Source organism: Paraflavitalea speifideaquila (genome assembly GCF_032395985.1).
In the GTDB taxonomy this organism is placed as follows: Bacteria; Bacteroidota; Bacteroidia; order Chitinophagales; family Chitinophagaceae; genus Paraflavitalea; species Paraflavitalea speifideaquila.
Genome location: NZ_CP135920.1, coordinates 969,731 through 990,093, shown reverse-complemented (window position 1 = coordinate 990,093; position 20,363 = coordinate 969,731). Strand labels below are relative to the sequence as shown.

The following is a 20,363-nucleotide window of genomic DNA, read 5'->3' as shown; positions in this document are numbered from 1 at the left end:
CTTATATTCTTCCATCCGGGGAATTTAATATTTTTCTTTCTATATTTGCATATACAAATAAAAAGCCCTTACCTTTGTTCTGTACATGAAGGCATCTGACAGTAAATACCGGCATTGTTTATATTTTGTAGCCAATGCATTGGGCCGCAGGATTGAGAAACTGGCCATTGAAAGCTGGAAAAAGGTGGATCTTTCCCCCAGTCACGCCTATCTTTTGATGCTGGCCATTGAAAATCCAGGTATTCAACCAACGGCCTTGAGTGAACAATTGATCCTGACCCCCTCTACGATTACCCGGCTAATAGAAAAACTGGAAGGCAAAGGGCTGGTCATCCGCAATACAGAAGGCAAGCAAACATTGGTTTATCCTACCGATAAGGCCAAAGAATTGTACCCGGTACTGTTGGGATGCATTACACAATTCGTTGAGGATTACTCCAGTATACTGGGCAAGGAAGAAAGTGTACGGATGGTGGAAAATATGGCCTGCCTGGCAGACAAATTAGGCGATTAATTTTTTTTACCCCAATACTTGTATATACAATAATAAAACACAATCATTCTCAAATCAACTATTATGAATTACGTACTTACCGGTGGCGCAGGCCACATTACAAAACCCCTGGCAGAAACATTATTAGCAGCAGGGCACCAGGTTACCATTATTGGGCGCAATGCCGCCAATTTGCAGGAACTGGTCAATAAAGGGGCTAAGGCGGCCATAGGAACGGTTACTGATATTCCGTTCTTAACAGCAGCTTTTGCGGGGGCCGATGCGGTGTATATCATGAATCCCCCGATTATACCAGCAATGAGGTAAAAGCCAACCTTGAAAGGGTGGGCAATAACTATACAACGGCCCTGAAGGCCAATAAAACGCCCTATATAGTACAATTGAGTAGTATAGGCGCTCACCTGCCTCAAGGGGTGGGACCGGTAAGCGGCTTATACCGGGTAGAACAATCATTGCGTAGTTTGCCCGGCGCCAACATCCTGCATCTGCGTCCGTCTTATTTCTATTATAACCTGATGCCCAATATCGGGTTGATCAAACAGGCGGGCATCATGGGCAGCAACTTCAATGTAGCCGCCAATAAATTCCCCATTGTTGATACCAGCGATATTGCCGCCGTGGCTGCCGAAGAACTCCTGCAACTGAAATTTAAAGGGCATAATGTACGGTATATCGTTAGTGATGAAGTAGGCACCGATACCATTGCCGCCACGCTGGGTAAGGCCATTGGCAAGCCAGCGCTGGCCTGGGTTAAATTTGCCGACGAGCAGGCAAAAGGCGGTATGGTACAGGCCGGCCTTACACCGGACCTGGCCGATAATTATATTGAGATGGGTCATGCCATAGACAGTGGCGTTATGTTTGAAGATTACTGGGCTCACAAGCAGGCCCTGGGTAAAGTGAAGCTGGATGACTTTGCAAAGACATTTGCAGCAGCCTACAATGCTTAAGGGATAACACCAATTGCACGAATTATATGAATTGATCTTCAGGGGTACTGTTCATCTGGATGATCAATCAAAGCGGCGACAGCTTTCACTGGCATAGCAAAATAAGACCGCCTATTCTTTCGCATACAGGTGGGCCTCTCTGCAGCCCGGCATAACAGGGCGGCAGGGTGACTCGCCTTCTGCCGCATTACAAAGAAAAGGTGTCGCCACTTTTGTATCTTTGAAACACTATGAATTACGATCAATTCTATGCCAGCATAACGCACTCCACTCCTCCCCAGGGGTTGAGTGTTTATTTGCAAGCCTTGTGGCAGGATGCTAAAGGCGATTGGGAGGCTTCACATAATACAATACAGGATGTTCCCGATAAAACAGCTTCCTGGATTCATGCCTACCTGCACCGCAAGGAAGGCGATGTATTCAATGCCAATTACTGGTACAATAAAGCCGATAAACGGATGCCGGGTTATTCACTGGAGCAGGAATGGGAAGAAATTGTAAAAGCGCTTTTATAAGATGCCCTTACAGCATTAAAAAAGCATGAAGAATAACTTCATGCTTTTTTAATTTGGAGGCAGGTCCCTATAGGTAACCTGCCTTACCGGGAGTAATTGCTATCTACATGTATCCTTTTATTTCTCTCTTACGCCAATGGCAATCCTTCTGTCGAGTTTGCGCTCGGCATCGGGTGCATCGGCGGCGGCTTTGGCAAATTCAGCTCCATATCCTTCTGCACCTACCAGTTGATCCTTGTTGGCACCTGAATTACCTAAAACACCCAGTACAGCATCGGCTCTTTCCTGGGATAGTTTTTTATTGATGGATGCATCACCGCTCTTATCGGTATAACCTCCTATCTTGATCTTCAATTTGGGATAGGCTTTCAGGATAGCGGCTATATTATTTACCTGCACCATGCTTTCGGGGGTTAGCTCGGCGCTGCCCAATTTGAAATTAAGGTTGTCGAAATCAAACCACACATCTTTACCACCCTTAGAGGCGGGATCATTCAAGAAAGTGACCAGCTTATCTTCAATACCTCCTTTATAAGCATCCAGCTCTACACCATCGGGTAGTTTCACCTTGATGGATTCCATGCCAGCAGGTGCGGCTGCAGGTGTTTCCTGGGCCGGTGTTACCTGCGTGGTAGTAGTATCGGTTGGCGGTACTGTTCCCTCTCCTGCATTCTTATTACAGCCCTTCATGAAATACCACAAAGCGCCAATGATGATCAGGGCCAGCAATAAGGGCAATAACCATTTATTACCTCCACTGGTTGCTTTATCGGCAGTGGCCCTGGCGGTACCGGCAGCATTGCTGAAGGCGCCGGTAAGCTTACTGCCCAGGTCGCCCAGGCTTCCTAAGCCCAGTGCACCAGCAAGGTTCAGGCCTGATGGCAGGGCGCCCAGGATGGAATCTTTTGACCGGCCAATAAGGAAGTGAGGCCCGATACGTTTAAATTGTTCTGTGTTACCTGTTTGCCCAGGGTACCCAGGGCTGCCGGCGCTGCTACGCTCAGTACAGAGGCTGCAGATGAATCGCGGATGCCAGCATGGCCGGCAATCATGCTGATGATACTATCTGCTTTATCACCAAAAAGTTTCTTTATCCATTCCAGTCCTTTACTTACCAGGCTGCCGCCACCTGCCAATCCGGCCAGGTTGCCAAGCAAACCACTACCCGCTGCTTCTTTTGACAGGTTTAAAATACTGGAGGCCCCGTCTGCAGTGCCTGCTTTATTTAGCAGACCAGCCAGTACAGTAGGGATAGCGCCACCAATGGCTTTTTGATCCCACCCTCACTTTCTCCGAAAGAAGAAGCCATTTTGGAAGTAAGGTCGCTCGTAAAAAGGCCTTTGACAGAATCAAGAAGGTTGAATGACATAAACAAAACATTTTTAGATGAATAAAAAATGAGTGGTAGAAAAGCGATTGCTTTAAAACTATTAGATATAACCGCAGTTGGGCGGAACGGAGGAGGGTTATGGCATATAGCCGGGGCTGGTGGGCTCAGTGGGAGTAACAATCATAAAGCATCCGCAAGCTGAAATATAGCAAAAAAGATAATATATAGCCCTTTTTGTTGAACTTTAAGGGGAGGTTTAGGTGGGTTTTGCATAACGCATTAACTGCAATACCAGGTCAGGATCGGGGCAATTGGCCAGGTATTTTTCTCTTTCGGAGTACTTACACACGCCCGGGTAATCGCCTTTTTTAGCTCCATGTCAAGGATCAGTTGGAAGTGCAGGTGGGGAGGCCAATGGCCATTCTCGGCCGCCTGGCCAAAGCGGGCTATTTGCTGCCCGATAGAAACATATTGACCGCTGGCCAGTTTCTGTATATCGGCCAGGCTAACATGGCCGTATAAGGTATAAAAGGGTAATCCGTCCAATTGGTGCAAGAGGATCATGGTGGCGCCATAATCGCCATACTGCTCGTTGAAAGCAAAGCTATGTACCATACCGCCCATGAAAGCATATACCGGTGTACCCGCCGCTCCCCAGATATCGATACCCAGGTGCAGGCGCCGGGGCTCCTCGCCTGGCTGGGTTGCATCAAATAGCTTGCTGCGGTTGTATACCGTTCTATGCTCATCATACCCGCCAATACCAAAACGGCTGTGGGTAGTTTGTAGCTTGTTATCTATATAAGCTGCGAACCGGGCCGTATTGTCAATGATGGTTTCATGCAGCTCCTTGTTCTTTTCTGTAAAATCAAGCAGCAATAACTTATCCTGTTCAGGATCCACTTTCACTACAGGATGAAAGGTAGACTGGTATTTACGAATGGTATTTTCAAAAACAGAGGGCATATACAGGATTTAAGGATAAAAACTGCCGTTTGTAAGCAATTTGCTGCTTTTATGCATTCCCGCCAATTGCAAATATCCCGGTTTGCTACCTTTAAATCAATATGAATCTCTAAAACGTATTGTTTTATGAATAAATCCCTATTCCTGGTCCTGCTATTGATTATGGTCAAGGTAACAGTAGCCCAACAAACCCCTTTATGGCTAAGGTATCCAGCCCTTTCACCGGATGGCAAAACAATCGTATTCAGTTACAAAGGCGATCTGTATAAGGTGCCGGCGGCTGGTGGAGATGCCATTCCCTTAACCTTGCATGAAGCGCATGATTTTATGCCGGTATGGAGCCGGGATGGTCAGTTTATTGCTTTTGCCAGTGACCGCTATGGCAATTTCGATGTATACATCATGCCGGCCAGTGGTGGCGAGGCCACGCGCCTCACCTATCATTCGGCCAATGATTATCCCTATGATTTTACACCGGATGGCAAGAAGGTGATCTTTGGCACCAACCGGAATGATATTTATACCAGTGCTCGTTTTCCCCAGCGCAACCTGTTTCAGAAGTTATATGAGGTACCGGTTACAGGCGGGCGCTCGGTTATGTTCCTGTCGGCAGGATCCGAATTTGCACGTTTTAACAGTAAAGGCGACCAACTGGTATTCCAGGACCGGAAAGGATATGAAGATGCCTGGCGCAAGCACCATACTTCGGCTGTTACCCGCGATATCTGGATCTATGATGTGAAGAAAGATGATTACCAACAAGTCTCGGGTTTTGGTGGAGAAGACCGGGAGCCGCTCTTTTCGGCCGATGACCAGTCATTCTATTACCTGAGCGAGAAGAATAGCAATAATCAGAATATCTACAAGGCGCCTGTTAAAACAAAGATGGCGGAGCAGCAGTTGACCAAATTCAAAGACCACCCGGTGCGTCACCTCTCCCGGGCCAACGACAATACGCTTTGTTTTACTTATGATGGAGAGATCTATACGCTGAAGGAAGGCGATCAACCCAGAAAAGTAAACATCCGCATCAATACGGATGGCCGCACAAATACAGAAAAGATCATCCCTATCAATACGGGGGTTACGCAAACGGCTTTATCGCCCAATGGCAAAGAGATCGCTTTCATTGTACGGGGTGAGGTATTTGTAACATCGGTAGAAGGTGGTATCACCAAACGCATCACGAATACACCGCAACAGGAACGTACTTTACAATTTACACCTGATGGCCGTTCGCTGATCTATGCCGCCGAAAGGGGCAATAGCTGGGATATTTACCGTACTACGATCGACCGCAAGGAAGAACCCTATTTCTATGCCTCTACGGTATTGAAAGAAGAACCGCTGGTAGCCACAGAAGCTGAAGAGTTTCAGCCGGTGGTATCACCCGACGGAAAAGAAATTGCCTACCTCGAAGAAAGGAATATTATCAAGGTATACAATATCGCTTCTAAAAAGAGCCGCACCATTGTACCCAAGGGTATTAACTTTTCTTATGCGGATGGAGACCAGAGTTTCAAATGGTCGCCCGATGGTAAATGGATTGCCTTCAATTCAGCAGAAGGTAAGTGGGGTACTGCAGAAATAGACCTGATGAAAGCAGATGGTACGGGCGAAAGAAAAAATGTAACAGAAAGCGGTTTTTCGGATGGATCGGCCAAATGGGCTTTTAATGGCAAAGCGCTGTTGTGGTTAACCGACCGGGATGGCAAGAAACCCCTGGCTTTCCAGGGAGCGCGTGAAGTAGATATTTATGCGATGTTCTTCGACCAGGAACTGTATGACCGCTTTAAGCTCAATAAAGACGATTATACGCTCCTGAAAGAGAAAGAGGAGAATGACAAGAAAGAAAAGAAGGATTCTGCTTTGCAAGTGTTGGCAGCTAAAAAGGAAAAAGACTGGCAACCGCTGTTTGAAAACCTGGGCAACCGCAAGGAAAGGCTCACGATCAATTCGGGTAATATTTCTGACTATATCCTTTCGGCCGATGGAGAGAAGCTCTATTACCTGGCCCGGGTAGAAAAAGGATATGATCTGTGGTTGACCAATACACGCACGCGTGAAACAAAAATATTGACCAAGCTGGATGGGGTGCTGCCGGCATGGAAATTACCAAAGATGGTAAGAGCTTGTTTGTAGCCAGTGATGGCCGCATCATGAAAGTAGATGCAGAAGCGGGCAGGATATCGCCGGTAACGGTAAATGGGGAAATGAACCTGAATGCAGCAGCAGAAAGGAGCTATATTTTTGAGCATGCCTGGAGGCAGGTGGTGAAGAAATTCTATGATCCCAAATTACAAGGCACGGATTGGAAACTGTATAAAACAACCTACGAAAAATTCCTGCCCTATATCAACAACAATTATGATTACCAGGAATTGCTGAGTGAACTGCTGGGTGAGCTGAATGCCTCACACACAGGAGGCCGTTATGCACCACCACAGGTTAATACAGATGCCACGGCCAGCCTGGGTTTGTTGTATGATGAAACCTATGATGGGGCAGGTGTAAAAGTGATGGAAGTAATAGAAGGCGGCCCCTTACTGAATGCCAAAACAAAGATCGCTGCCGGCACGGTGATCGAAAAGATAGATGGCGAGCAGGTTGCTGAAAACCTGGACTGGAATAAATTACTGAACCGTAAATCGGGTAAGAATGTATTGCTAAGCCTGTATAACCCTACAACCAGGGAACGTTGGGAAGAAACCCTGAAGCCCATTTCCCAAGGCGAAGAACAAGGCTTGTTATATGGTCGTTGGGTAAAGACGATGCGTAAAAAAGTAGATGAATTATCGGGTGGCAAGGTAGGTTATGTACACGTACAGGGTATGAATGATGGCAGCTACCGCACGGTATATGAAGAAGTGCTGGGCAAAAACGCGGATAAAGAAGCACTGATCGTAGATACGCGCTTTAATGGTGGCGGCTGGCTGCATGATGACCTGGTGACCTTCCTGGGTGGCAAGAAATACATGAATTTCTCTCCCCAGGGAGTAACGCCTACCTCGGGCGAACCCCGTAATAAATGGGCCAACCCTTCCTGTGTATTGATGAGTGAAAGCAACTATTCTGATGCCTTCCTGTTCCCCTATGCTTATAAGAGTCTTGACCTGGGTAAACTGATCGGTATGCCGGTACCAGGCACCGGTACAGCGGTATGGTGGGAAACACAGATCGACCCCACGCTGGTATTCGGTATTCCCATGGTAGCCACCATTGGTAAAGAAAACCGCCCCACGGAGAACCTTCAACTGGAACCGGATATTAAGTTGCCCAATGATTTTAAGTCTATCCTGAAAGGTTATGACCAGCAACTGGAAAGGGCGGTGAAGGAAATGCTGGAAGAGATCAAGAAGTCGCCGAAGAAAGGTTTCTGATCGCAGATGAATCGCAGGTTGCGCAGATTGGAGTTGATTGCACAGATGAATACAGGTAATCACGGATTATGCGGAATGGATTTGATTATACGGATGAATACCGATAATTCAGCATCGGGAAACGGAGATACACAATGCGCAGTATAAAATAGCCACTGCGTGATCAAAATAGCTCACAGACAAGGTTGATGAGCACAGATGATAAGGTTTAAATAAAACGGTGGACCACCTTTGAAGGAGTCCACCGTTTTTTATTCTATATGCCCTTATTGGTACATTCGTTAAAAGAAACCAAACACAAAATATTCAAGTGTAGGGGGCGTTTCTACTAGTATCATCCAACAATAACTATTTGAAAACTATTGCCATTTCGTGGTGTTGCCTGGTGGCCGCCTTTGCGCTTACTCAACAAACGGCTCTATCCCAAACCATTACAGGTGCCTGGAAAGGGAAAACAGGTAATGTACGTACGGAATTGAAACTGGTTAAAAAGGGGGATAGCCTGCTGGGCACTGTTTACTATTATACTTCCAAGGCCAATTACCGGCGCTATGGAGTACGGGGTTATTTCGACGGGCAAACGAATGCCGTGGTATGGTGGGATGAATCGCTGGTAGAAGAAAAAGGCGGAGGCAGCCTATTTGGTTCCTCAAAGAACCGGTACTTACGGTAGCTGATTTTAACTGCCCTGGTGAAGATAAAATGTTACTGGATGGCAATAGTACAGCGCGGGACCATAAAGATAAACCCAAAGGGCCGGTAGCCCTGGAAAAAGTGAATAGTCCCGGCTTTACGGATGAGTGGGACTATGTGATCGAAAACTATATGGTGGGGGCTAATCACCCGGCTATCATTGACAGCATTGCGCGGCTATCTTTTACAGTACCGCCCACAGAAGAAGTAATACCTGCTGATCGTAACTTAACCGCTACCAGTCTGCCTCCTACCGCACCGGTTATAGTGGCCGGGCCGGCCATTAAAGCGCTTCCACCGGTGGTGGTATCAGCTCCGGAAGAAAAGAAGATCGTTGGCAAACCTATTACACCGGAAGACAAGTTCACTGCCCGTACCAATAAATTGCAGACGGTAATACCTGTCACGGATAAAAAGATCGAACTGCGCTTTTATGACAATGCTCAGGTAGATGGAGACAGCATTGCGCTATTCCTGAACAAAAGACTGATCATTAAAAACATCCGCCTCACCGAACAGCCTTACACCATTTTCCTGAATGCCGATGAGCTGGACAATGACAATGAACTGGTAATGGTAGCTGAACCTGGGCTCCATACCACCCAATACCTCCTTCATGGTAGCCATCGTGGGTAAGAAACGCTATGAAGCCCGGTTACATGCGGATGAAAACAGCAGCGCGCTGATAAGACTGATCAAACAGGATGGAGACCAATAAAAAGCAAGCCAGAGGCTTGCTAAAAGGCGTCACCAACCAGAGGCTGGCGACTGAGACCCACCTTATAGAATTATACCACTACATTGACCATCTTTCCCTTTACATAGATGATCCGCTTGTGGGGCTTGCCCTCCATCCATTTTTGGATAACATCATTGGAAAGTACCAGCTTTTCAACATCTTCCTGTACAGCATCCATAGCGATATTGATGGTGGTACGCAGCTTGCCATTTACTGAAATAGGATATTCCTTATTGCTTTCTACCAGGTACTTCGACTCAAACCTGGGATAGGCTGCATCCAGGATGGTAGTAGTATTGCCCAATAAGCTCCAAAGCTCTTCGCACACATGGGGCGCAAAAGGCGCCAGCAAAATAAGTAAGGGCTGCAGAATATCTTTCTTATTACATTTCAGATCGGAGAGATCATTCACACAGATCATGAAAGTGCTCACGGCTGTATTGAAAGAGAAACGTTCGGTATCTTCTTCTGCCCGCTTAATGGCTTTGTGCAATACCTTCCATTCCGCATCGGTAGGGGCATTGGTATTCCATACCTGTCCTTTCACCTCATCATAAAACAACCTCCACAGTTTCTTCAGGAAGCGGTGTACACCCTCAATACCCTTGGTATCCCAGGGTTTGTCCTGCTCTACCGGGCCAAGGAACATTTCATACATCCGGAAGGTATCGGCACCATATTTATTGACGATATCATCTGGATTCACCACATTGAAATAACGCTTGCTCATCTTCTCCAACCGGGAGCCGCAAATATATTTGCCCTCTTCCTGGATGAAAGTAGCAGTATAATATTCAGTTCTTGACTTTTTGAAAGCCTCCTGGTCCAGTTCCAATCCATCTACCAACGATACATCCACATGGAGTTCGTCGGTTTCATGTTGGTCTTTCAACCCGGCAGATACAAATTGGTTGGTACCCCGTACCCGGTAAACCAGTCTGGAGTCGCCACCAATCTTACCCTGGTTCACCAGTTTCTTATATGGTTCATCGAAACCAATATGCCCCAGGTCATACAGGGCCTTGGTCCACATGCGGCTGTACAGGAGGTGCCCCACGGCATGTTCGGTACCGCCAATGTAAAGATCCACCTGTCCCCAGTAATCACTTGCTTTGCGATCGCAGAAAGTGCTGTCATTATGGGGGTCCATATAGCGCAGGAAATACCAGCTGCTGCCGGCATAACCGGGCATGGTGGAACTTTCCCTTTGTCCGCCGATGGGAGAAGCATTGATCCAGTCGGGCAAATTGCTCAAAGGGCCTTCTCCTTCTTTACCGGGTTTTATTTCATCAATATGGGGCAATACAACGGGTAGATCGGTTTCGGGCAGGGAATAGGCCACCCCTTCTTTCCATGCAATGGGAAATGGTTCGCCCCAATAACGCTGGCGGCTGAAAGCAGCATCGCGCATTTTAAAATTCACCTTCCGGGTACCAATGCCCAATTCCTCCACTTTATTGGCAGCTACTTCTATCGCTTCACGCATGACCAGTCCATTGAGGAAACCTGAGTTTTCCAATACCGCATCCTTGGTAGGATTGGCTTCTTCGCCATTGTAATGGCTGCCGATGATATTGGTAATGGGTATATTAAAATGCCTGGCAAACTTATGATCACGCTCATCACCACAGGGTACGGCCATGATGGCGCCGGTACCATATCCCGCCAGTACGTATTCGGAGATCCAGACGGGTATTTCGCGGCCATCAAAGGATTGAGTACATAGGCGCCGGTAAAAACGCCGGATATTTTCTTTTCGGCCATGCGCTCCCGCTCGCTGCGGCTCTTCACGTAGGTAATATAATCTTCTACCGCCTTTTTTTTGTTCAGGGGTAGTGATCTGGTCAATCAACTCATGCTCGGGGCAATGACCATGAAGTCGACCCCAAAGATGGTATCGGGACGGGTGGTATAAACAACCAGCTGTGAGCTGTGAGCTGCGAGCTGCGCGCTTTTCTCTTGCTCGTGGCTCATGGCTCGTAGCTCGAAGCTGATCTCAGCGCCATAGCTTTGCCGATCCAATTGCTTTGCATTTCCTTCATGGCATCGCTAAAATCAACCTGTTCGAGGCCTTCCAGGAGGCGGTCGGCATATTCAGTAATGCGCAGGTACCACTGGCGGAGTTTTTCTTCACCACAGGAAAACCACCGCGCTCACTTACACCATTGATCACCTCATCATTGGCCAATACGGTGCCCAGGGCTTCGCACCAATTCACCTCACCAATACCACAATAAGCCAGGCGGTATTGCATCAGGATATCCATCTGCTGCGCCTCTTCAAAGCTGATCCATAATTGAGCAGTAAACTTAAGGGTTGAATCGCCAGGACAAGGGTGGCTGGCATTGCCTTCCTTTTCAAACAACTTTACCAGCTGATCAAGGGGCTCGGCCTTTTGGTTTTACGGTTGAACCAGCTGTGGAAGAGTTGAAGGAAGATCCATTGGGTCCATTTATAGTATTGGGGATCGGAGGTTTTGATCTCGCGGTTCCAGTCGTAACAAAAACCGATATTGTCGAGTTGACGGCGAAAATTGTTGATATTGTCGTCGGTGGATACGGCAGGATGAATGCCATGATCAATGGCATATTGTTCGGCAGGGAGGCCAAAGGCATCATAACCCATGGGGTGCAGCACATTGAATCCCTGAAGTCTTTTATAGCGGGCAAATATATCGCTGGCAATATAGCCAAGGGGATGGCCTACATGAAGGCCGGCTCCGCTGGGATAAGGAAACATATCCAGCACATAATATTTGGGCCGGCTGTTATCATTGCTCACCTTGTAAACGTTGGTCTCTTTCCAGGTCTGTTGCCATTTCTTCTCAATATGGCTGAATTTGTATTCCATATATCCGTTACGATTCTGATTGTTTTAATGGTATTATTCTTGTACCGCTGCATGCGGGCTGGTACTGCAGGGCCATACCTGCTATTATTTCAAAGACGAATTATTTCGTTGAGGAAACGTTAAAAGGCGTTACCCCGAAAAATTTTTCCGGCCCTGCAACCGTTAGTAGGGCGTCAAAAATACGGATTATCCGGCTTAAGCTGGATAAAACCGCTATTTTTGCCGTTATCCGTTTATTAACTAACCCATCAAAATTATTGTTTCATGGCGCAATTAGGTAAAGGATCGGCCAGGCGTTCAAAGCCCTCGTATTTTATGGCCATTTTGGGGTCACCATTGTACTTTTCTTTGTCGGCATTTTTGGTTGGTTGCTGCTGAATGCCCGTCAATATACCGAGGAAATGAAAGAGGATGTGAAAGTGCAGTTGTTTCTCCGGAAGAACATTACCCCCAGGATGTAGAGACCCTCAAAACCTTCATTGCAGCCCAGCCATATACTAAATCTTACGAATATATTGATAAGGAGGCCGCCAAACAGCGTTGGCTGAAAAGCGGGGAGAATGACTTTAAGGAGCTGCTGGACGAAAATCCGCTGCCTGCTTCTTTTGACCTGAACCTGAAAAGCAACTACGTACAAAAAGATAGTGTAACAGCGATCAAGGCCGACCTGGAAAAGCAGTCGATGGTGATCGAGAGTGTTCAATACCCGGCTTTTGTGGTAGAAAAAATGAGTAGTTCAGTCCGGGTAGGATTGATTGCTTTTGCCATCCTGGCGGGTATATTCTGTATTTTCTCCATTGTGTTGATCGATAATACCATCCGCCTGGCCATGTACAGCAACCGGTTTATCATCAAAACCATGCAAATGGTAGGCGCCACCCGTGGTTTTATAGCCCGGCCCATGACTGTCAGGGCCATTATTAACGGTACTATATCGGCCATTGTGGCCATTGCCATCATCTACATTGTGATGATGCTGAGTGAGTATTTCCTGCCTTACCTGCGCGATCTGCGTGATAATGGCAAATTGATCCTGTTGTTTGCCTTCCTGGTATTGCTGGGCATCAGTATTTCGTTGTTCAGCACCTACCGGAGTGTGGTAAAGTACCTGAAAATGAAGCTGGACGACCTATATTAGCCTCGAGCTGTGAGCTACGAGCTGCGAGCAAAATACAAGGTATCCGGGCTCGCAGCTCGTAGGTCGCTGCTCGCCACTTTCTCCCGTCTATTACTTTGAGCGTGAAACTTGTATCTTCTACCTTATTTCCTATATTGCAGCCCTAATTTTAATGGATAATGGCCGAAAAGTTAACCACTGAAAAAAGCAACCTTCTACTACCCTGTTTGGGAAGGAAAACTATATCTGGATCTTCGCCGGACTGGTGGTCATGTTACTGGGCCTGCTCCTGATGGCAGGTGGCAACAGTAAAGACCCCAATATATTTACGGATAATGAAGTGTACAGCTTCCGGCGCATTACTGTAGCCCCCATTGTTATCCTGCTGGGTCTGGGCATTGAAGTATTTGCCATTTTCCGGAAACCGAAAGGCTAGCTTAATTTGACAAAGAGTCAATTTGAAAATTTGAAAATGGAAATCTGTTGATTAGCCGGTTGGCAGTTCATTACCACCTTTTCAAATTACCGAATTATCAAATTCTCCCATGAGCATATTTGAAGCCATTATCATCGCCATTGTAGAAGGCATTACTGAATATCTTCCTGTTTCTTCCACCGGGCATATGATCATTGCCAGCAGCCTGATGGATATTCACAAGGAAGAGTTTACCAAACTTTTTGAAGTAGCTGTACAGTTGGGAGCGATCCTGGCGGTAGTGGTATTGTATTGGAAGAAATTCTTCGACTTCAAACGCTGGCAGTTCTATGTGAAGTTGATCGTTGCAGTGATCCCTGCCATTACATTGGGTTATTTCTTTTCCGATAAGATCGACGCATTACTGGAAAGCCCTACCACGGTAGCCATCACGCTGTTGGCGGGTGGTATTGTCTTGTTGTTTATCGACAAAATTTTCAACCAGCAGGCGACCAGTCAGGTTGATACTGAAGAAAAGATCAGTAATGGCAAGGCATTTTCCATTGGCCTCTGGCAATGTATTGCCATGATTCCTGGAGTTAGCCGCAGTGCCGCCACCATCATTGGCGGTATGCAACAAAAGCTTACGCGTAAGCTGGCTGCCGAGTTCTCTTTCTTCCTGGCTGTGCCTACCATGTGCGCCGCCAGCGGCTATTCACTGTTCCTGAAAGCGTGGAAAGGCCCGGAGGGGCCTCAAAAGGCTATGAGCTGATCATGAGTACCCCGGGCAACCTGTATGCTTTTATTGTAGGTAATATTGTAGCTTTCGTAGTGGCGATGCTGGCCATTCGTTTTTCATAGGCTTTTTACAAAAACGGGGGTTCCGTTTGTTCGGCTGGTACCGCATTATTGCCGGTATCATACTGCTGATCCTGATCTATACCCAGGTGATCACCGAGTGAGTAAGGTAAGCCCTCAGCGGCGTGGAGTGTACTTTATGTAATAAACCCTTCTGCCATGCAAACAGCTTCCAAAAAAGTAATTAACGGATGGGCCATGTACGACTGGGCCAATTCGGTGTACAACCTGGTTATTACAACCACTTTCTTTCCTATCTATTTTAATGCAGCTACCAAGGACCATTTCAAAAGTGATCATATCACTTTCCTGGGCAGGCAGTACATTAATTCGGCCTTGTACGATTATGCCATTGCGGCTGCCTACCTGGTCATAGCCTTATTATATCCCCTGCTTACCTCGATTGCCGATACCAGGGGTAATAAAAAGCGCTTCATGCAGTTCTTTTGTTATATGGGAGCGCTCGGTTGTAGTGCCCTGTATTTCTTCAATGGAGCCAATGTTGAGTTTGGAATATTCTTCTTTATACTGGCAGCCATCGGCTATTGCGGCAGCCTGGTATTTTATAATTCCTATTTACCAGAAATAGCAGCGGAACAGGACAGGGACCGGATCAGCGCGCGAGGTTATTCCTTTGGTTATGTCGGCAGCGTATTGCTGCAGATCATTGGCTTTGTATTGGTGATCGTATTGCCCAGTGCAGGTCTGGCTTCCCGTATCACCTTCCTGCTTACCGGTATCTGGTGGCTGGGGTTTGCCCAGATCACTTTCAGGGTATTGCCCCTTCAATCCCTTCCATCGAAAAACATACAGCCGGGGTATTCAAAGAAAGTATCAGTGAAATCAAAAAAGTGTATGGGCAGGTTAAGGCAATGCCGGTATTGAAACGCTTTCTGCGTGGATTCTTTTTCTATAGCATGGGAGTGCAAACGGTAATGCTAGCTGCCACCATGTTTGGCAGTAAGATGTTGGGACTCAATGAAACCAAGCTGATCCTTACGGTAGTGATCATTCAGCTGGTAGCCATTATTGGCGCCTGGGGTATGTCGAAGTTATCGGCTGTGTTCGGAAACCTGAAAGTACTGATGGGGGTAGTGATCTTCTGGATCCTTATTTGCGTAGCCGCCTATTATACGGCCGTACTGAAAGAAAATGGAGTGGACCCGGAGTTTCATTTTTATGGATTGGCTGTGGCTGTAGGTTTGGTAATGGGGGTATACAATCACTAAGCCGGTCAACTTATTCCAAGCTGATGCCGGAAACAAAAGATACTGCTTCATTTTTAGCTATTATGACCTTACAGAGAAGATTGCCATTGTGATTGGCATTTTCAGCTTCGGCTTTATTGAAGAGAAAACGGGCAGTATGAAAGCTTCCGTATTATCATTAATCGTTTTCTTTGCCATCGGGCTGGTCTGGTTATATTCGGCCCTGTATAAGCAGCAACAAAAGCTTCCTGATGAAACTACATACTGTACATACGGGTAATTTTAAGTTGGATGGTGGCGCTATGTTTGGGGTAGTACCCAAAAGTATCTGGCAAAAGTTAAACCCCGCCGACGATAACAATCTTTGCAGCTGGGCCATGCGCTGCCTGCTGATTGAAGATGGCAAACGGCTGATCCTGGTAGACAACGGGATTGGCAATAAACAGGATGCTAAATTCCTGGGGCATTATTGCCTGCATGGCAATGAGTCGCTGGATGGATCACTCAGTAAACTGGGCTTTCACCGGAACGACATTACCGATGTATTCCTCACCCACCTGCATTTTGACCACTGCGGGGGCAGTATTGACCGGGAGGGAGACCAATTGGTCCCTGCTTTTAAAAATGCCACTTACTGGAGTAACCTGAAGCATTGGGAATGGGCTACACAACCCAATGAACGGGAGAAAGCCTCTTTCCTCAAAGAAAATATCCTTCCCATAGAACAGAGCGGGCAATTGAAATATATAGAACCGCTGGATGGGATCAACTTCACCGACCATATTTCCATCCGTTTCGTAAACGGGCATACGGATGCCATGATGTTGCCGCAAATACGGTACAAAGGCCGCACCATCGTTTTTATGGCCGACCTGCTGCCTTCTACCGGGCATATCCCCCTGCCCTACGTGATGGCCTATGATATGTTTCCGCTGACCACTTTACAGGAAAAGAAAGTCTTTTGACTGAAGCTGTAGACAATGATTATATCCTGTTCTTTGAACATGACCCCTAAATGAGTGCTGTACGCTACAGCTGACAGAGAAGGGCATCCGGCACAAGGAAGTGTTCAGATTGGAGGATATCTGAGGTTAGAAGTCAGAAAGTCGGGAAGTCCGGAAGACCGGAAGTCGGGAAGTCCGGAAGACATGAAGTCTGAGGTCTGAATGCAGCAGATGACAGGTAATCATGTAATGAGAAGTACAGCCGCATGGGTTATACCAATGCCGGTTTAACGTACATCGATCAAGGAAGTAAGATCGTGGCGAAGGTTGCGGTAGCTGATCATATCCACCTTTACGCTGCCTACAGAGATGGGGCTTTCCACCCTGAGGGGAATATGGTTTTTGTCATCACTTACCCACACGGTCATTTTCTCGCCGCCTTCAAAAATGGTTCCTTTGATGAGGAGGGGCTTAAATTTAATAGCCCTGAATTTCCCATATTTGGTTTTCACGGTTTCCTTACCCAGGTACCGGATATACATTTCAAATACTTCTTTATCGAGGAAGAGGGAGAAGTTGATCTTATCGCCGGGCTTGTATTTGTTGAAGTCGATATTACGGGCATAGTAAATAGCGCTTAATACATCCTGCACGCATTCGGGCACTTTGTACACGCCGTCATTCGTTACTGCCGCATTGGTGGTTTTGTTGAAATCAACATGTTCGAATTTCTTATAGCTGCCTTCATTCACATTGCGTACAAAACGGTAGGGCTGGAATGTAGCGGTATCGATATAGGTTTCATACTTATCGCGTACTTTGAAGATGCCATCATAAAAGCTAAAGGTTTTACCCTCCCTATGATATGGTATACGGGTTTATTGTTGAGTTGTTCGATATTGGACCTGAAAGTGGCCTCACCAGCTCCGAAATAGGCGCCTACTACTGTATAGAATACCTTATAGGTCAACGTTTCGGCGGCATGGAAAGCAGTGTTCCTGATATCGCAAAAGCCATTGCCCGAGCCATTACCCGCCTGGATAGGAAAGCTGATCACCGTGAGCAGGAGGAAAGCCAAAGGTCGATAGAGTTTCATGTAACAATCTTATTCTTATAATAATACGAACCAATCATGCCAGGGGTTTATTCCCTTACCTGTTTTTGAAGATACGGATTCCTAAAATTAGCAAACTCCCAATCAATGCAGGTATTACTAAATTAATAAACCATATTGACAACGAAGTAGCCAATACCCCCATGTATTGGTACTAAAAAACTGTACCAACTCTATGCTGGCCTTCCACCTTACGCCCAGTTCGGTAATCACGGCAATGGTGGGAACCACGGCCAGGACCAGGAAGACCACCCCAATGGAGGCAAATACCTGCGGAAGGGTGAGTGACACGTCAAAAACTGCAAAGAGCAAAGAATATTGCCCGATAAATACGAGATAACGGGCTACAGATAAAGACAAAATGCGCAGGAGGATAGTTGCGTTAAAAGAATCCAATACCTGGATATAGCGTACAAACCGCTTGATCCCCGGTATTTTTCGATCCACTTGACGAGCCAGGCCAACCGGAAATAAAATAATGTTAAAATGAGGGTACCCAAGGCTGTCATGCACAACAGGGTATTGATCCAGAATAACAGTGATTGATCGGCAGGCTGTTGGGCGCCAATTACATTTTTCATGTACACGAGGGCTACCATACCAGCAAGGAGGGTAACGAGCAACTGGGCCATGCTGCAAACAATGGTGAGGGAAATGGCCTGAATACGTTTATTTTCCTGGATGTATAAAATGCGTCCTACATACTCGCCAATGCGGTTGGGTGTAAAAAGGCCATTGTAGTGCCCGTAAAAGTGGCTTTCAGGACTGCAGGAAGGAAATAGGCTGAATACGACGGATAGCCACCTGCCACTTCCGGGCCTCAATACCCCAGTTGACAAGCATCAGGATGACGGCCAGCCAGAGTTTCCAAATCTCTGCACCTGTAAATGCCAGGCGGATATGTTTAAAAGACGCTTTCAATTGGGTTGCCGCTGTAGCTGGTGATAAATGGACCAGGCCAGCAGGCAGAACACCAACGGGCCGATCACATAGTTGAGGATTATTTTGATATTTTTGTTCAGTGGCTATTAATTATGTTGTCATTAGGATACTGAAGAAGCCGGCTTCAACAGGTACTGGCTGGCAACAATGAGGTACAAAATAAACTGAATTGACGCACTCCTTGCAAAACTCACCCAAAATAATTCTTGGTATTGACCCCGGCACCATGATGATGGGGTACAGTATCATTGCTGCTACACCCCGCCAGATAACGGTTCTCGAAATGAATGTACTGCGGTTGAACGCCCGGAAAGACCACTATGAACGGCTGCGACTGATCCATCAAAAGATCACTGACCTGATTGCCACCTTTAAGCCACAATACTTTGCTATAGAGGCCCCCTTCTTTGGCAAAAACGTACAAAGTATGCTTAAACTGGGCAGGGCTCAGGGTGTAGCCATTGCCGCAGCCATGGGAGCAGGATTGGTGGTACATGAATACTCTCCTAAAAGGTAAAACAATCCATTACGGGTAATGGTAATGCCGATAAAGACCAGGTATGGAAAATGCTGCAAACGATACTAACACTACAAGGTACTGTTATTTCCAACCATGATATCTCTGATGCGCTGGCCGTAGCCGTTTGCCATCATTACCAGGAACGGATGGTAAAAAGGATACCGGTAGTAAGGCAAAGGGCTGGGAAGACTTTATTAAAGCCAATCCGGGAAGGGTGAAGAAGTAGGATAGAGTCGGGAAGACCGGAAGTCTGGAAGACCGGAAGTCCGGAAGAAAAACCTTTTGATGTAAATAGGGGTTAAGAAGTAGGATAGAGTCCGGAAGACCGGAAGTCTGGAAGACCGAAAGTCTGGAAGACCGGAAGTCCGGAAGAAAAACCTTTTGATGTAAATAGGGGTTAAGAAGTAGGATAGAGTCCGGAAGACCGAAAGTCTGGAAGACTGAAAGACCGGAAGTCCGGAAGTCCGGAAGAAAAACCTTTTGATGTAAATAAGGGTTAAGAAGTAGGATAGAGTCGGGAAGACCGAAAGTCTGGAAGACTGAAAGACCGGAAGTCCGGAAGAAAAACCTTTTGATGTAAATAGGGGTTAAGAAGTAGGATAGAGTCGGGAAGACCGAAAGACTGGAAGACTGAAAGTCCGAAAGACCGGAAGTCCGGAAGAAAAACCTTTTGATGTAAATAAAAACGCGGGATTACTGACTTTCCGACTTTACCGACTTTCCGACTTTACCGACTTTCCGACTTTCCGACTTTTCCGACTTACGGACTTTACCGACTTGCGGACTTGCGGACTTTACCAACTTACGGACTTCTTCAAAGTTTAGATACAATCTTTTCCTGTACTGCTTTTAACTGATCAGGGCTTAGTTTCAATTTTCCACGGGTAAAATTAAGGTCGTCGGCACTATTGATGGGCATCAGGTGCAGGTGTGCATGGGGCACTTCCAATCCTACAACTGACATGCCACAACGGTTGCAGGGAAAAGCCTGTTCAATAGCATGGGCAATGGGTTTGGCAAATAGTAGTATCCGGGCCAGGTATTCATCGGGCACATCAAAAAATTTGTCTACTTCTAATTTGGGAACAATCAGCACATGGCCTTCTACCAGAGGAAAGATGTCGAGGAAGGCAAAAAACTGATCATTCTCTGCAATTTTATAGGCAGGGATCTCACCTGCTATGATCCTTGAAAAAATGGTCATACCGCCCGTCATTTTGGATATAAGGTTAAGCAATGTGGATTTGAGTCGTATGAAAGATATTCCTTTCATGGGACAAAGCTAATAAAAAACCCCGCCCTGGGGGC

Annotated in this window: 26 protein-coding genes and 2 pseudogenes; 16 read left to right on the top strand and 12 right to left on the bottom strand. The window is 46.6% G+C overall.

Annotated elements, in window-relative coordinates; genetic code table 11:
- Positions 1-85: 85 nt before the first annotated feature.
- The 4 genes from RS881_RS07045 (at position 86) to RS881_RS07030 (ending at position 1,979) form a co-directional block, all read left to right on the top strand.
- Positions 86-514 carry a MarR family winged helix-turn-helix transcriptional regulator gene (locus RS881_RS07045; RefSeq protein ID WP_315820427.1) on the top strand — a complete coding sequence of 143 codons (429 nt, stop codon included), beginning with the start codon at positions 86-88 and terminating at the stop codon, positions 512-514.
- Between the two features lie 63 nt (positions 515-577).
- Positions 578-820, top strand: coding sequence for an NAD(P)H-binding protein (locus tag RS881_RS07040; RefSeq protein ID WP_315820426.1), 243 nt, complete (start codon positions 578-580; stop codon positions 818-820).
- A 17-nt stretch (positions 821-837) separates the two neighbouring features.
- Positions 838-1,464, top strand: coding sequence for a Rossmann-fold NAD(P)-binding domain-containing protein (locus RS881_RS07035; protein WP_315820425.1), 627 nt, complete (start codon positions 838-840; stop codon positions 1,462-1,464).
- A 230-nt stretch (positions 1,465-1,694) separates the two neighbouring features.
- Complete coding sequence (locus tag RS881_RS07030) at positions 1,695-1,979, top strand: hypothetical protein (protein WP_315820424.1); 285 nt, start codon at positions 1,695-1,697, stop codon at positions 1,977-1,979.
- A gap of 117 nt (positions 1,980-2,096) precedes the next feature.
- On the opposite strand, the gene RS881_RS07025 is transcribed toward RS881_RS07030, so the two are convergent.
- The 3 genes from RS881_RS07025 to RS881_RS07015 form a co-directional block, all read right to left on the bottom strand.
- On the bottom strand, positions 2,097-2,717 hold the full coding sequence (locus RS881_RS07025; RefSeq protein WP_315820423.1) for an OmpA family protein: 621 nt from the start codon (positions 2,715-2,717) through the stop codon (positions 2,097-2,099).
- A gap of 131 nt (positions 2,718-2,848) precedes the next feature.
- A complete protein-coding gene (locus RS881_RS07020; protein ID WP_315824383.1) occupies positions 2,849-3,211 on the bottom strand; it encodes a DUF937 domain-containing protein in 363 nt (120 codons plus the stop codon).
- Between the two features lie 377 nt (positions 3,212-3,588).
- Positions 3,589-4,275: a peptidoglycan DD-metalloendopeptidase family protein gene (locus tag RS881_RS07015; RefSeq protein WP_315820422.1), complete on the bottom strand. Its 687-nt coding sequence runs from the start codon at positions 4,273-4,275 to the stop codon at positions 3,589-3,591.
- A 126-nt stretch (positions 4,276-4,401) separates the two neighbouring features.
- Here RS881_RS07015 and RS881_RS07010 point away from each other — a divergent pair, with 126 nt between their 5' ends.
- The 4 genes from RS881_RS07010 (at position 4,402) to RS881_RS06995 (ending at position 8,984) form a co-directional block, all read left to right on the top strand.
- Complete coding sequence (locus RS881_RS07010) at positions 4,402-6,417, top strand: S41 family peptidase (RefSeq protein ID WP_315820421.1); 2,016 nt, start codon at positions 4,402-4,404, stop codon at positions 6,415-6,417.
- Positions 6,381-7,655: a S41 family peptidase gene (locus tag RS881_RS07005; RefSeq protein ID WP_315820420.1), complete on the top strand. Its 1,275-nt coding sequence runs from the start codon at positions 6,381-6,383 to the stop codon at positions 7,653-7,655. The genes RS881_RS07010 and RS881_RS07005 overlap by 37 nt, the downstream gene beginning before the upstream one ends.
- Before the next feature lie 352 nt (positions 7,656-8,007).
- Positions 8,008-8,328 carry a hypothetical protein gene (locus RS881_RS07000; RefSeq protein ID WP_315820419.1) on the top strand — a complete coding sequence of 107 codons (321 nt, stop codon included), beginning with the start codon at positions 8,008-8,010 and terminating at the stop codon, positions 8,326-8,328.
- Between the two features lie 29 nt (positions 8,329-8,357).
- A complete protein-coding gene (locus RS881_RS06995) occupies positions 8,358-8,984 on the top strand; it encodes a hypothetical protein (protein ID WP_315820418.1) in 627 nt (208 codons plus the stop codon).
- A 152-nt stretch (positions 8,985-9,136) separates the two neighbouring features.
- On the opposite strand, the gene RS881_RS06990 is transcribed toward RS881_RS06995, so the two are convergent.
- The 4 genes and pseudogenes from RS881_RS06990 to RS881_RS06975 form a co-directional block, all read right to left on the bottom strand.
- Entirely contained in the window at positions 9,137-9,736 is a 600-nt protein-coding gene (locus tag RS881_RS06990) for a class I tRNA ligase family protein (RefSeq protein ID WP_315824382.1), read from the bottom strand.
- Between the two features lie 861 nt (positions 9,737-10,597).
- Positions 10,598-11,061: pseudogene (locus tag RS881_RS06985) on the bottom strand (leucine--tRNA ligase); the annotation flags it as partial.
- Between the two features lie 64 nt (positions 11,062-11,125).
- Positions 11,126-11,452 carry a hypothetical protein gene (locus RS881_RS06980; protein WP_315820417.1) on the bottom strand — a complete coding sequence of 109 codons (327 nt, stop codon included), beginning with the start codon at positions 11,450-11,452 and terminating at the stop codon, positions 11,126-11,128.
- A gap of 2 nt (positions 11,453-11,454) precedes the next feature.
- The gene (locus RS881_RS06975; RefSeq protein ID WP_350340096.1) at positions 11,455-11,937 is read right to left on the bottom strand and encodes a class I tRNA ligase family protein; all 483 of its coding nucleotides are present in this window, start codon (positions 11,935-11,937) and stop codon (positions 11,455-11,457) included.
- 364 nt (positions 11,938-12,301) lie between these two features.
- Here RS881_RS06975 and RS881_RS06970 point away from each other — a divergent pair, with 364 nt between their 5' ends.
- The 7 genes from RS881_RS06970 to RS881_RS06940 all read left to right on the top strand — a co-directional run bounded on the left by RS881_RS06970 (position 12,302) and on the right by RS881_RS06940 (position 16,500).
- Positions 12,302-13,075, top strand: coding sequence for a cell division protein FtsX (locus RS881_RS06970; RefSeq protein WP_315820416.1), 774 nt, complete (start codon positions 12,302-12,304; stop codon positions 13,073-13,075).
- A 250-nt stretch (positions 13,076-13,325) separates the two neighbouring features.
- Complete coding sequence (locus tag RS881_RS06965) at positions 13,326-13,490, top strand: DUF3098 domain-containing protein (RefSeq protein WP_315820415.1); 165 nt, start codon at positions 13,326-13,328, stop codon at positions 13,488-13,490.
- Positions 13,491-13,599: 109 nt separating this feature from the next.
- On the top strand, positions 13,600-14,241 hold the full coding sequence (locus RS881_RS06960) for an undecaprenyl-diphosphate phosphatase (protein WP_315820414.1): 642 nt from the start codon (positions 13,600-13,602) through the stop codon (positions 14,239-14,241).
- Positions 14,242-14,486: 245 nt separating this feature from the next.
- Positions 14,487-15,212, top strand: a complete 726-nt coding sequence (locus tag RS881_RS06955) for an MFS transporter (protein ID WP_315820413.1) — start codon at positions 14,487-14,489, stop codon at positions 15,210-15,212.
- A complete protein-coding gene (locus RS881_RS06950; protein WP_315820412.1) occupies positions 15,179-15,556 on the top strand; it encodes an MFS transporter in 378 nt (125 codons plus the stop codon). The genes RS881_RS06955 and RS881_RS06950 overlap by 34 nt, the downstream gene beginning before the upstream one ends.
- Positions 15,557-15,644: 88 nt before the next feature.
- Positions 15,645-15,815, top strand: coding sequence for a hypothetical protein (locus RS881_RS06945; protein ID WP_315820411.1), 171 nt, complete (start codon positions 15,645-15,647; stop codon positions 15,813-15,815).
- Complete coding sequence (locus RS881_RS06940) at positions 15,787-16,500, top strand: MBL fold metallo-hydrolase (protein ID WP_315820410.1); 714 nt, start codon at positions 15,787-15,789, stop codon at positions 16,498-16,500. The genes RS881_RS06945 and RS881_RS06940 overlap by 29 nt, the downstream gene beginning before the upstream one ends.
- A gap of 266 nt (positions 16,501-16,766) precedes the next feature.
- Here RS881_RS06940 and RS881_RS06935 read toward each other — a convergent pair whose 3' ends face one another.
- The 4 genes from RS881_RS06935 to RS881_RS06920 form a co-directional block, all read right to left on the bottom strand.
- Complete coding sequence (locus RS881_RS06935; RefSeq protein ID WP_484557630.1) at positions 16,767-17,273, bottom strand: DUF3108 domain-containing protein; 507 nt, start codon at positions 17,271-17,273, stop codon at positions 16,767-16,769.
- The gene (locus tag RS881_RS06930; protein ID WP_315820409.1) at positions 17,228-17,575 is read right to left on the bottom strand and encodes a hypothetical protein; all 348 of its coding nucleotides are present in this window, start codon (positions 17,573-17,575) and stop codon (positions 17,228-17,230) included. Before RS881_RS06930 ends, RS881_RS06935 begins: the two co-directional genes overlap by 46 nt.
- A gap of 117 nt (positions 17,576-17,692) precedes the next feature.
- The gene (locus RS881_RS06925) at positions 17,693-17,953 is read right to left on the bottom strand and encodes a hypothetical protein (RefSeq protein ID WP_315820408.1); all 261 of its coding nucleotides are present in this window, start codon (positions 17,951-17,953) and stop codon (positions 17,693-17,695) included.
- Complete coding sequence (locus RS881_RS06920) at positions 17,938-18,417, bottom strand: hypothetical protein (RefSeq protein WP_315820407.1); 480 nt, start codon at positions 18,415-18,417, stop codon at positions 17,938-17,940. Before RS881_RS06920 ends, RS881_RS06925 begins: the two co-directional genes overlap by 16 nt.
- A gap of 344 nt (positions 18,418-18,761) precedes the next feature.
- Between RS881_RS06920 and ruvC the strand changes: the two are divergent.
- Positions 18,762-19,273 (top strand): annotated as a pseudogene (gene ruvC / locus RS881_RS06915) (crossover junction endodeoxyribonuclease RuvC).
- A 596-nt stretch (positions 19,274-19,869) separates the two neighbouring features.
- Here ruvC and RS881_RS06910 read toward each other — a convergent pair.
- The gene (locus tag RS881_RS06910) at positions 19,870-20,259 is read right to left on the bottom strand and encodes an HIT family protein (protein ID WP_315820406.1); all 390 of its coding nucleotides are present in this window, start codon (positions 20,257-20,259) and stop codon (positions 19,870-19,872) included.
- Between the last annotated feature and the right edge of the window lie 104 nt (positions 20,260-20,363).